This is a genomic window from Mycobacterium sp. E2238 (assembly GCF_001672665.1).
GTDB lineage: Bacteria > Actinomycetota > Actinomycetes > Mycobacteriales > Mycobacteriaceae > Mycobacterium.
In genome coordinates, this window is record NZ_LZKF01000025.1 from 1 (window position 1) to 12369 (window position 12369).

Sequence of the window (12369 nt, forward strand, 5' to 3'; positions counted from 1 at the left end):
ACATCCGGCCGAGTTCGGCCGTCGCGTGGCGGGAGGCGGCCCACCCACGCAGCGCCTCGTGCCCCTGGCGGCCCCGGCGCCCGCTCCGGAGGCCCAGGTGCCCGCCCCGGCGCCGGCCCCGGCGGCTCCCGCTCCTGTTCCGGTTCCCGAAGCCCCGGCGCCTGCCCCGATTCCGGTCGCGCCGGCTCCCGCGCCGCCACCTCCGGTGGCGCCCGTTCCGGTGCCGATCCCGCTGCCGATCCCAGGCATCGGTGGACCGATCATCGGTGGGCCGCCCGGTGGCGGCTTCGGCGGTGGTCATGGCGGCGGAGACGAAGGTCACGGCGGCGGTGGCGGCGGGTTCCCCGGCATTCCGGGCTTCGGCGGCGGCCACGGCGGTTTCGGCGGTGGCCACGGTGGGTTCGGCCGGCACTAATCGGTTCGGGGCCAGCTGTCACCTGCCGTTTGCCTTCCGCTTAGGGAGGCGATGCAGTTAGCTCATCGCGACGACGTATACCGGTTACATGCGATGCACCGTCTTCGGCACCGGCTACCTGGGTGCCACCCACGCGGTCGGAATGGCGGAACTGGGACACGAGGTGGTCGGGGTCGACATCGACCCGGGCAAGGTCGCCAAGCTCGCCGGCGGTGACATTCCCTTCTATGAACCCGGCCTGCGCAAGCTGCTGACGAAGAACCTGGCAACGGGCCGCCTGCGGTTCACCACCGACTACGACATGGCGGCCGAATTCGCCGACGTGCATTTCCTCGGGGTGGGCACGCCACAGAAGAAGGGCGAGTACGGCGCCGATCTGCGCCACGTCTACGCCGTGATCGACGCCCTGGTGCCGCGGCTGACGAGATCGTCGGTGCTCGTGGGGAAATCGACCGTTCCGGTGGGAACCGCCGCCGAGCTGAACCACCGGGCGGCAGCGTTGGCGCCGCGCGGGGTCGACGTCGAGATCGCCTGGAACCCTGAGTTCCTGCGTGAGGGCTACGCGGTGCACGACACCCTGCATCCGGACCGCATCGTCCTAGGGGTCCAACAGGATTCGACGTGGGCCGAGGCGGCGGTCCGCGAACTCTACGGCCCCCTGCTTGCCGAGGGCGTGCCGTTCCTGGTGACGGACCTGCAGACCGCGGAGCTGGTCAAGGTTTCCGCCAACGCCTTTCTGGCGACGAAGATTTCGTTCATCAACGCCATCTCTGAGGTGTGCGAGGCCGCGGGCGCAGACGTCAGCGTGCTGGCCGACGCGCTCGGCTACGACCCCCGCATCGGCCGCCAATTCCTCAACGCGGGTTTGGGTTTCGGCGGTGGCTGCCTGCCCAAGGACATCCGTGCCTTCATGGCCCGCGCCGGCGAACTGGGCGCCGACCAGGCGCTGACCTTCCTGCGTGAGGTCGACAGCATCAACATGCGCCGGCGCAGCCGGATGGTGGAGCTCGCCAGCGCGGCCTGCGGCGGGTCGCTGCTGGGCGCCAATATCGCCGTGCTCGGTGCGGCGTTCAAGCCCGAATCCGACGATGTGCGCGACTCGCCAGCGCTCAACGTCGCTGGTCAGCTGCAGCTCAACGGCGCCGCGGTCAACGTGTACGACCCCAAGGCGCTCGACAACGCGCAGCGGCTGTTCCCGACGCTGAACTACGCGGTTTCGGTTGAGGAGGCGTGTGATCGCGCGGACGCGGTGCTCGTTCTGACCGAATGGCGCCAATTCATCGACCTCGACCCCGGCGACCTGGCCGACCGCGTGCGGGCCCGGGTCATCGTCGACGGCCGCAACTGCCTCGATGCCGCCCGCTGGAAGCAAGCGGGCTGGCGGCTGTTCCGGCTGGGGGCGCCGCGGCCCTAGCCGGCCGCTAGCCAGCGCTCGAAGGCGGGGCGGAATCGTGCGTCGGCTCGCATTCCGCCATCCGTCGCAGCTCCTGAGCCATGGCGCGATCTTCTTTCGCGAACTGGCGGTGCACAGCCGCGTGTTCCCGGTATTCGTCCCTGCGCCATAGACCGCAATAGGGACGAAGTCCTCTGCCCAGTGTGTCCTTGGTCGTTTGGCGCCGGCGAGTAGCCTGACCCGCGTGGATTATGCCGGTGCATTCCTGGAAGAAAACCGCGCATTTTCGGAGCTTTTCCGGGATGCGGACCAGTCCACGCCCGTGCCGACCTGCCCGGGGTGGGACCTGAATCAGCTGCTGCGCCACGTCGGCCGTGGCGACCGCTGGGCGGCGCAGATCGTGCGGGAGCGACTGCAGGAGTTTCTCGACTTCCGGTCCGTCGAGGGCGGCAAGCCGCCACCCGATCCGGCCGACGCCATCTCCTGGTTGCACGGCGGCGCGCAGCGGCTGGTCGACGCCGTCGAGCTGACGGGTGTGGAAACGCCGGTGTGGACCTTTCTCGGCCTCCGCCCGGCGAACTGGTGGATCCGCCGCCGCTTGCACGAGGTGGCGGTGCATCGGGCCGACGCGGCCATCGCGCTGGGCGCCGAATTCGCGCTGGATGCCGGCCTGGCCGCCGATGCGATCACCGAATGGCTCGAGCGCATCGCGATCCAGGCCGGCGGCGAAGGGGCGGCACTCCCGCTCGAGGGCGGAAACACCCTGCACCTGCACGCCACCGACCCTGGTCTGGGCGAAGCCGGCGAGTGGACTATCGGTGTCGACGACGGCCGGATCGCCTGGTCGCACGAGCACGGCAAGGGCACGGCGGCGTTGCGGGGCGGCGCGACCGAGCTGCTGCTGGCCATCCTGCGCCGGGTGCCGCTCGCCGACACGGGCATTCAGTTGTTCGGCGACGAGGCGGTGTGGCAGAACTGGCTGGACCGTACCCCGCTCTAGCCACGGCGGCTGGGCGCACACGGTAACTTGCAACCCATGACCACTTCGGAGATCGCCACCGTCCTGGCATGGCACGACGCGCTCAACTCGGCCGACCTGGAAACCCTGCTCGCGTTGTCCAGCGACGACATCGAGATCGGCGACGCGCACGGGGCCGCGCAGGGGCACGAGGCGCTGCGTGGGTGGGCCGCCTCCCGCCACGCGACGGCCGAACTCGGCCGGATGTACGTGCACGACGGGGTCGTGGTCGTCGAACAGAAGGTCAGCGCCCCGGACAATCCCGGGGCCGTGACAACCGCCGCGTCGGCATTCCGCGTGGTCCACGACCACGTGACGTCCGTGTTCCGGCACGACGACCTGGCGTCGGCGCTGGCGGCGACCGAACTCACCGAAAACGACCTCGTCAACTAAGCGCGGAACAGGGAGTCATTCATGCGCGGGATCATCTTGGCCGGCGGCTCGGGCACTCGCCTGCATCCGATCACCGTCGGCATCAGCAAGCAGTTGCTTCCGGTGTACGACAAACCGATGGTCTACTACCCGCTGTCCACCCTGATGATGGCCGGGATCCAGGACATTCTGGTGATCACCACCCCGCACGATGCGGCGGGCTTTCAGCGGCTCCTGGGCGACGGCTCACAGTTCGGGATCAACATCAGCTACGTGACGCAGCAAAGCCCCGACGGTCTGGCCCAGGCCTTCGTGCTGGGCGCCGACCACATCGGCAACGATTCGGTGTCGTTGGTGTTGGGCGACAACATCTTCTACGGCCCGGGGCTGGGCACCAGCCTGAGCCGTTTCCAAAACATAAGCGGCGGGGCGGTTTTCGCCTACTGGGTGGCCAACCCGTCGGAGTACGGCGTCGTCGAGTTCAGTGACGACGGCACAGCGCTGTCGCTGGAGGAGAAACCCAAGACGCCGAAGTCCAATTACGCGGTGCCGGGCTTGTATTTCTACGACAACGACGTGATCGAGATTGCCAAAGGCTTGAAGAAATCGGCGCGCGGTGAATACGAGATCACCGAGGTCAACCAGATCTATCTCAACCGGGGCCAGCTCTCGGTCGAGGTGATGGCCCGCGGGACGGCGTGGCTCGACACCGGCACGTTCGACTCCCTGCTGGACGCCAGCGATTTCGTGCGCACACTGGAACGGCGGCAGGGCCTGAAGGTCAGCGTCCCCGAGGAAGTGGCGTGGCAGCGGGGCTGGATCACCGACGAGCAGTTGGCCGAGCGCGCCCACACGCTGCTCAAGTCCGGATACGGCGGCTATCTGCTGGATCTGTTGGAGCGGAGCCGGTTTCACTAGGCTTCGCCAGCGCCGCGGCGATCGCCGTCGTCAGCGGCACCGACAGCGCCAGCGCGATGCCGCCCACCGCCGACCGCGCGATCTCGATGGCCACACTTTCGCTGGTCAGCACGTCGGTCAACGAGCGGTTGGCCACGCTGAACAGCAGCAATAGCGGCAGCGAGCTGCCCGCGTAGGCGAGCAACAGCGTGTACACCGTGCTGGCGATGTGGTCGCGGCCAACTCGGATGGCGCCCAAAAAGATTGCGCGCCGCGAGCCACCGAGGTGGGCGAGCTCGAACACCGTCGACGCCTGCGTCACCGTCACATCGTTGAGCACGCCCAGCGACCCGATGATGAACCCGGCGAGCAGCAGGCCGCTGATCGACACGTTGCCCAAATACGCGCTGACGGTGGCGTTCTGATCATCGGACAACCCGGTCAAATGGGCCACTTGTATTGCCGCCCAAGATAATCCCGCCGCCACCAACAGCGAAGTCAGGGTGCCCAGCAGCGCGGCGCTGGTGCGCAGGCTCACGCCGTGCGCCAAATAGATGACCGCGTAGAGGATGGCCGCCGCGGCCACCAGGGCCACCGGAACCGCGGGTGCGCCGTCGCGCAACGCAGGCAGCAAGAAGGCCACCAGGACCACGAACGCGACCCCGATGCCCACCAGCGCCAGCAGTCCCCGCCAGCGGGCAACGGCGACGATCACCACCGCGAATGCGACGGCCAGCGCGACCAACGACCAGCCACGTTCGAAGTCGTAGAACGCGTAGCTGGTGGCGCCCTGATCGTCGACCTGCCGGACGAGCCGAATGTGGTCTCCCACCGCGAATTTCGGCTGGCCCGGACCGGGGGAGGATTCCAGCAACGTGTTGGCGCCCGCATTGGGCCCGGAATCGATGGCCACCTGGGTCAGCACGCACCGCCCCGCGCCCGGCGGCGCCGGCTGAGGCGCGGTGGTGAGCACCTGGCTGACCGACGGGCTGCCGCAGTCACCCACGCCGCTGGACAGCACGTGTCCGGCCTGCGTGCTCACGGCGCCGCCGGCCGCATTCTGGAAGGGCATCGGGATGGCGACGTGCTGCCGGCTGGGCCACAGCGCGATGGCGCCACCCAGGACCGCCACCCCGATCGCCACCAGCAGCCCGACGACGATCCTGGCGGGCAGCGACTCAACCGGGGCCGGCCCGGACAGGCTGTGTGAATGCGAGTGCGAGTGCGTCACGCGGTCCACCGTAGAGGCGCCGGCTGCGAAGTTCCTTACTGGCGATAGCTGACCAGGAAGTTGCCCAGCCGCTCGATCGCCGCCGCCAGGTCGCGGGCCCACGGCAGCGTCACGATGCGCAGGTGATCCGGTGCCGGCCAATTGAATCCGGTGCCCTGCGTGACGAGGATCTTCTCCTGCAGCAGCAGGTCGAGGACGAGCTGTTCGTCGTCGGTGATGTCGTAGACCTCGGGGTCCAGCCGGGGGAACGCGTACAGCGCGCCCTCGGGTTTGACGCAGGACACCCCGGGAATCTCGTTGAGTTTCTCCCAGGCGACGTCGCGCTGCTCGAGCAGGCGCCCGCCGGGCAGCACCAGGTCTTCGATGCTCTGGTGGCCACCGAGGGCCACCTGGATGCCGTGCTGCGCCGGGACGTTGGGGCACAGCCGCATGTTGGCCAGCAGGTTGATGCCCTCGATGAAGCTCTCGGCGTGGTCCTTGGGGCCGGTGATCGCCAGCCAGCCCGCGCGGTAGCCGGCCACCCGGTAGGCCTTGGAGAGCCCGTTGAACGTGAGGCACAACATGTCGTGGGCCAGCGACGCCACGTTGATGTGCTTGGCGTCGTCGTAGAGGATCTTGTCGTAGATCTCGTCGGCGAGCAGCAGCAGTTCGTGCTTGCGCGCCAATTCCACCATCTGGGTGAGGACCTCGCGGCTGTAGACCGCGCCGGTCGGGTTGTTGGGGTTGATGATGACCAGCGCCTTGGTGCGCTCGGTGATCTTGGACTCCAGGTCGGCGATGTCGGGCTGCCACGCCTGCGTCTCGTCGCACAGGTAGTGCACGGGCGTGCCGCCGGCCAGGGAGGTCGACGCCGTCCACAGCGGATAGTCGGGCGACGGGATCAACACCTCGTCGCCGTTGTCGAGCAGGGCCTGCAGCGTCATCGTGATCAGCTCGGAGCACCCGTTGCCCAGGTAGACGTCGTCGACGTCGAAGCGGGGGAAGCCCTCGACCAATTCGTAGCGGGTGACCACGGCCCGGCGTGCGGGCAGGATGCCCTGCGAGTCGGAGTAGCCCTGCGCGTAGGGCAGCGCCTGGATCATGTCGCGCATGATCACGTCGGGCGCCTCGAAGCCGAACGGCGCCGGGTTGCCGATGTTGAGCTTGAGGATGCGGTGCCCTTCGGCCTCCAGCCGCGCGGCATGCTGGTGCACCGGGCCGCGGATCTCGTACAGAACGCCCTGAAGCTTGGACGACTGCGCGAAGACACGCTGCCGGTGGTGCGCGGATGCGTTCAGGGGCAGCTGGTGAGTGGTCACGTCACCAATGGTGCCACTTCTGTCCACCGAAATTTGCTGTCAAGCCGCAAAATCCCAGGTCAGCGCTTGCCCGGCGGACGGGCCCCGCGCGCGATACCCAGCCCCTTCACCGGTGGACCGGACGGTGCGTCCGCGCCGTCGGTCTCCTTTGCCGGCTCCCCTTTCGGCGCCGGCTCCGGCTCGGCTTGTTCGGGCTGAGCCTCCGCCTTGGGTGCCTGGGCGGCCGGGGCGGCCTTCTTGGCGCCCGGTCGTTTTGCGCCGGCGGCGATGCCCAGGCCCTTGACCGGCGCCGCGGGCGCCTTCTCGGCCGTGCCTTCGGCCGCCTCGGGCTCGGCTTGCTCGGGCTGAGCCTCGGCCTTGGGTGCCTGGGCGGCCGGGGCGGCCTTCTTGGCGCCCGGTCGCTTGGCGCCCGCTGCGATGCCCAACCCCTTGGCCGGGGCGGCGGGTGCCGCCGACTCCGCCGGCGCCTCCGTCTTGGCCTCGGCCTGGGCGGGCGCGGCCTTCTTGGCGCCGGGCTTCTTGGCGCCGCCGGCGATGCCCAGCCCCTTGGCGGGCGCGGGCGCGGATGCCTCGGCTTTGCCGTCGGCGGCGGGCTCGGCCGCCTTCTTACCGGGCTTCTTGGCGCCACCGGCGATGCCCAGCCCCTTGGCGGGCGCGGGCGCTGCGGGCGCGGCCTCGGACTTGGGGGCCGCCTCGGCGGGTGCCTCCTCGGTCTCCTTGGCCGGCGCCTCGACGGTGGCGGTGGCCTTGGGTGCCTGAGCCGCCCGCTTCTCCGCCTCCTTGGCGGCCGTGCCCTTCTCCGGCAGCGTCGCCTTGTCGTACTCGAGGGACCCGAGCAGCACCTGGGCGACGTCGAGCACCTCGACGCCGCTGCGGCCGGCCTCTTCCTGCCGGTCGTTGACGCCGTCGGTGACCATCACGCGGCAGAACGGGCAGCCGGTCGCGATCGTGGCCGCCCCGGTGGCCAGGGCCTCGTCGACGCGCTCGTGGTTGATCCGCTTGCCGATGTGCTCTTCCATCCACATCCGCGCGCCACCGGCACCGCAGCAGAAGCTGCGCTCGGCGTGCCGCGGCATCTCGGTGAGCGTCGCGCCCGCCGCCCCGATCAGCTCGCGCGGCGCCTCGTACACCTTGTTGTGCCGGCCCAGGTAGCACGGGTCGTGGTAGGTGATGTCCTGGGACACCGGCGTCACCGGCACCAGCTTGTTGTCGCGGATCAGCCGGTTCAGCAGCTGGGTGTGATGCAACACCGAGTAGTTCGAGCCCAGCTGCCGGTATTCGCGGCCCAGGGTGTTGAAGCAGTGCGGGCAGGTGACGACGATCTTGCGGTCGACGGTCTCCACGCCCTCGAACACCCCGTCCAGGGTCTCGACGGCCTGCTGCGCCAGCTGCTGGAAGAGGAACTCGTTGCCGGAGCGACGCGCGGAGTCGCCGTTGCAGGTTTCACCGGTGCCCAGCACCAGGTACTTCACCCCGGCGATGGCCAGCAGCTCCGCGACGGCCTTGGTGGTCTTCTTGGCCTTGTCGTCGTAGGCGCCGGCGCAGCCGACCCAGAACAGGTACTCGAAGCCGTCGAAGCTGTCCACGTCCTCGCCGTAGACGGGAACGTCGAAGTCCACCTCGTCGATCCAGTTGGTCCGGTCGGACGCGTTCTGGCCCCACGGGTTGGCCTTGGTCTCCAGGTTCTTGAACAGCACCGAAAGTTCCGAGGGGAACTCGGATTCCATCATCACCTGGTAGCGGCGCATATCGATGATGTGGTCGACGTGCTCGATGTCCACCGGGCACTGCTCGACGCAGGCGCCGCAGGACACGCAGGACCACAGCACGTCGGGGTCGATGACGCCGCCCTGCTCGGCGGTGCCGACCAGCGGCCGGGTGGCCTGCTCCGGGCCGGAGCCCATGACGCGGCCGAAGCCCGACTCGGGGACGTGGTGCGCCTCTGCGTGCTTCTCGCCGGCCAGTTCCTCGCCGATCCCGCCCTCCGGCGTGTTCTCGGCGGGCGATTCCTTATCCCCGAGGATGTAGGGCGCCTTGGCCATCCAGTGGTCGCGCAGGTCCATGATGACGAGCTTGGGAGACAGCGGCTTGCCGGTGTTCCAGGCCGGGCATTGCGACTGGCAGCGACCGCATTCGGTGCAGGTGGCGAAGTCCAGCATGGCCTTCCAGCTGAAGTCCTCGATCTTGCCGCGGCCGAACTCGGCGTCGTCGGGCGGGTTTTCGAAGTCGATCGGCTTGCCGTCGGCCTCGATCGGCAGCAGCGGGCCCAGCCCGTCGGGCAGCCGCTTGAAGATGACGTTGATCGGCGCCGTGAAGATGTGCAGGTGCTTGGAGTGCAGCACGATGATGAGGAAGGCCAGCATGACGGCGATGTGCAGGAGCAGGGCCGTCGTCTCGATGATCTCGTTGGCGGGCTGGCCGAGCGGGCGCAGGATCGCCCCGAAGAGCTGAGACAGGAAGGCGCCGTTGCCGTAGGGCAGCGTGCCGTTGTTGACCGCCGACCCGCGGACCAGCACGTAGGTCCAGATGACGTTGAAGATCATGAACAGCACCAGCCACGCGCCGCCGGTGTGAGAACCGTAGAACCGTGACGAGCGGCCGATTTCGCGCGGGCTGCGCATCAGCCGAATGATGGCGAACGTGGTGATGCCGAGGAAGACGGCGGTGGCGAAGAAGTCCTGCAGGAAGCCCAGCGCGTCCCAGCGCCCGATGATCGGGATGTGGAAGTTGTCCTGGAACAGCAGGCCGTAGGCCTCGATGTAGACCGTGAGCAGGATGAAGAAGCCCCACATGGTGAAGAAGTGGGCCAGGCCGGGGATCGACCACTTGAGCAGGCGGCGCTGCCCGAAGACCTCGGCGATCTCCGTCCAGATTCGCCGGCCGGGGTCGTCGGTGTGACCCGGCGCGGGCTTCCCGGACGTGACGAGCTTGAACAGCCACAGGACCCGTCGTCCGGCGAGCGCGGCCACGACCAGCGTCATGCCCATGCCCACGATGAGTCTGATCAGCATCTGCGTGGTCACAGAAGGTCTCCCCAATGCATGTTTGATTCAGCCTGCGAATTGTTTGCCTGCTTAGCCCTGCTCATAGTTACATCTCCGCAGCTTCCGCCGCGAGAAAGGCTGCCCTAACTTGGAGGTCCGCGGTGCCCGTGGCCTGCCGTATCAGCGGGCCCGTGTGACCCTCGTCGCCGGGACCGGCCGCGTCAGCCCCGCGGTACGAAGGGCGGCAGCAGCGGCCGGAACCGGGTCGTCGTCGGGGGTGCGGCTGTGGTGGTCGCTTGCGACGTCGTGGGCGGCGCGGTGGTCGTCGTCGGCGGGGGCGTGGTCGTCGTGGTGGTCGGCGGCGGCGTCGTGGTGGTGGTGGTCGTGGTCGGCGCCTCGGTCGTCGTGGTGGTCGGCGGCTGTTCGGACGACGACGGCGGCGGTGGCGGCGGCGGGAGGACCGTCTCGGTGGTGCTGCCGTTGGGCTCCGTGATGGTCACGGTTTGCGACGTTTGCGGCGGAGCCGGCGTGTTGGGCGGTGTGGTGTTGACCGGATGGGACTTGGGGCGGCCAAGGGTCAGGGCCAACACGATGGCTACCAGGATCGCCGCGGCCGCCCCCGCCACCAACAGGACCAGCGCGGTGCGTTTGTACCAGGGCAGTGGGCCCTCTTCGGCGGCGTAGCGATCGCCGGCTCCGTAGCCGGAATCCGTTGCCTCCTGGGAGTACTCGCCCGTGGCGTCGCGCCCGGTGTAGGGCACCGGCTCGTCGCCGTCGGCGTCCTGGGACCAGGCCAGGGCGCCGTCCACATCGGTGGCCTGGGCGGCCGCCGCGGCCTGGGTCATGTCGATGCCGGCGGTGCCGACCATCTCGGTCGGCGTTTCCACCACGGGGCCCATGGCGGTCGGGGCGCCGCCCGCCGCCTGCTGGTCACCGAGCACGGCCGCTCCAATGGCGGCGCTGACCGCGGGCTGCGGTGGGGTGTGCACCGGCACCTGAAAACGCTCCGACAGCCGCGCGGCGATTAGCGGGATGCCGGCACCTCCGCCCACCGCCGCTACGGCAGCGAGCCTGTCCCTTGCAATCCCGTTGCGGCGCAACACTTCTTCGACGGTGCCCAGGAACCGGTCCAGCGGTTCGGCGATCAGCTGCTCCAGCTCGGCGCGCGACAGCTGCGCGTTCGCACCCGGAGCCATCGCGATCGAGGCCGTCGCGGCGGTCGACAGCTGTTCCTTGGCGCGCCGGCATTCGCCGAGCAGGCGGCTTTGCGAGCCGATCCGCACGGTGCTGCCCAGGTCGGCCATGGTGTCGTCAGAGGCCCGCAGGCGACCCAGGACGAGCTGATCGATCGCGTCGCCGGAGAAATCGGCCGATCGCGCCGTCGTGCCGACGCGGGTGAAGCCGGACCCGGCGTCCATCAGGGTGACGCTGGTGCCGCTGGCTCCGAAATCGCACAGCGCGACGACGCCGGCGGTCGGGAACGCCGGTCTGCCGCGGAGCCCCGCGAGCGCGGCGGTGGCGTCGGACACGAGCACCGGCGCCACACCGCCGCGGGCAAGGTCCGGCTGGGCGAAGAATTCCTCACGCAACGCGGTGAACTGGGCGTCGGACCAGTACGCGGGCACGGCAATGGTGATCGGGGAGCCGTAGCCGACGGTGCGCGCCATGGCTTCGATCGCTTCGACCGTCAGCACCTCGCCGAGGTACTTCGTTCCATCGGCCGCCACCAGTGGGGACCGGTCGCCGACGCGCTCGACGAATCCGCGCAGCACCATCCCGTTTTCGGTCAGGTTCGGGTTCTCTTCCGGCAGGCCGACTTCGGTTGGCCGGCGTTCGAAGAGCGTCAATACCGCGCTGCGGACCACCGGCGGCCTGCCCGCGCGGGCAGCCACCAGGTTGGCCGCCCCAATCGACAGCCCGAGCGACTCGCTCATGCCCCGCACCCCACTTCCGATCGCCCGGTGGTCCTCACCATAGCGGCCGAGACGGTCAGCGCAGGCCGGGCGGGACCGTGATCGCCGTGGGCACCCCCGGAATCGTGATCACGGAGGGCACCTGCGGCAGGTGATGCTTGTGCGTCGGCTCCTGCTGGCTCGGCTGGCGCGTGGGCTGCTGCGTGGGCTGCTGTGCCGGCGCCTCGACCGCGCTGCTGGTGGTCGGCGTCGTGGTGGTGGTCGTCGGAGCGGTCGTAGCGGTGGTCGTCGTCGTGCTCGTGCTGCTGGTGCTCGGGGACGGGCTGGTGCCTTGCCCACCCTGCAGCAGCTCGGTGATGCCGTAGACGATCAGGGCGATCAGGATCGCGACGAAAACCAACCAGGCGATCAGCAGCGGGGGCTTGCGATACCACGGAGTGGGTTCGGCCTCCAGGTTGTCGAACGCCTCGGGCTGCTCGAACCCCTCCGGCGGGTTCGCGGGGGGTTCGCCGGTGGTCGGCGGCTCAGCGACGCCGTAGTCGGCATGCCGGGTCGCCTGGTCGTGGAAGTCGTCGGGTGGGCCGTTGCGTGCCACGGCACCGATGGTACTGACACCACCTGCCAGCCTCCTGAGCGCGCCTTCAGAACGTGCCGACCCTGCCGAGCGCGGCCCGCACGCGCCCCCGCGCCCGGTCGAGCCGGACGGCGGCCTCGGCCGCGCCGACGCCCGCGAGCAACGCGACGATCGCGGTCTTGGCATGACCGCCCGCGGCGGCCAGCGCGGCGGCCGCGGTCTCCTCGTCGACGCCCGCCGCGTCGCGCACGATGCGCACCGCGCGCCGGCGCAG

10 protein-coding genes and 1 pseudogene are annotated in these 12369 nt (G+C 69.4%); 5 read left to right on the forward strand and 6 right to left on the reverse strand.

Going from position 1 to position 12369, the window contains the following annotated elements; translation table 11 throughout:
* The 5 genes from A5711_RS25910 to rfbA all read left to right on the forward strand — a co-directional run.
* On the forward strand, positions 1-415 hold a 415-nt coding region (locus A5711_RS25910; protein WP_231987405.1), incomplete at its 5' end, for a hypothetical protein.
* 88 nt (positions 416-503) lie between these two features.
* A complete protein-coding gene (locus tag A5711_RS02110; protein WP_067943601.1) occupies positions 504-1829 on the forward strand; it encodes a UDP-glucose/GDP-mannose dehydrogenase family protein in 1326 nt (441 codons plus the stop codon).
* A 223-nt stretch (positions 1830-2052) separates the two neighbouring features.
* Positions 2053-2808 carry a maleylpyruvate isomerase family mycothiol-dependent enzyme gene (locus A5711_RS02115; protein WP_067943607.1) on the forward strand — a complete coding sequence of 252 codons (756 nt, stop codon included), beginning with the start codon at positions 2053-2055 and terminating at the stop codon, positions 2806-2808.
* Between the two features lie 36 nt (positions 2809-2844).
* Positions 2845-3219, forward strand: coding sequence for a nuclear transport factor 2 family protein (locus A5711_RS02120; protein WP_067943610.1), 375 nt, complete (start codon positions 2845-2847; stop codon positions 3217-3219).
* Between the two features lie 21 nt (positions 3220-3240).
* Positions 3241-4116 carry a glucose-1-phosphate thymidylyltransferase RfbA gene (gene rfbA / locus A5711_RS02125; protein WP_067943612.1) on the forward strand — a complete coding sequence of 292 codons (876 nt, stop codon included), beginning with the start codon at positions 3241-3243 and terminating at the stop codon, positions 4114-4116.
* Here rfbA and A5711_RS02130 read toward each other — a convergent pair.
* The 6 genes and pseudogenes from A5711_RS02130 to A5711_RS02155 all read right to left on the reverse strand — a co-directional run.
* On the reverse strand, positions 4058-5335 hold the full coding sequence (locus A5711_RS02130; protein WP_067943614.1) for a YibE/F family protein: 1278 nt from the start codon (positions 5333-5335) through the stop codon (positions 4058-4060). The genes rfbA and A5711_RS02130 overlap by 59 nt on opposite strands.
* Before the next feature lie 26 nt (positions 5336-5361).
* Positions 5362-6651 (reverse strand): pyridoxal phosphate-dependent aminotransferase, encoded by a 1290-nt coding sequence (locus A5711_RS02135; RefSeq protein WP_067943616.1) that lies wholly within the window; start codon positions 6649-6651, stop codon positions 5362-5364.
* A gap of 32 nt (positions 6652-6683) precedes the next feature.
* Entirely contained in the window at positions 6684-9647 is a 2964-nt protein-coding gene (locus A5711_RS02140; protein WP_067943617.1) for a (Fe-S)-binding protein, read from the reverse strand.
* Positions 9648-9829: 182 nt separating this feature from the next.
* Positions 9830-11542 (reverse strand): Hsp70 family protein, encoded by a 1713-nt coding sequence (locus tag A5711_RS02145; protein ID WP_067943618.1) that lies wholly within the window; start codon positions 11540-11542, stop codon positions 9830-9832.
* 55 nt (positions 11543-11597) lie between these two features.
* Positions 11598-12116 (reverse strand): hypothetical protein, encoded by a 519-nt coding sequence (locus A5711_RS02150; RefSeq protein WP_067943619.1) that lies wholly within the window; start codon positions 12114-12116, stop codon positions 11598-11600.
* 46 nt (positions 12117-12162) lie between these two features.
* Positions 12163-12369, reverse strand: a pseudogene (locus tag A5711_RS02155) (hypothetical protein); the annotation flags it as partial.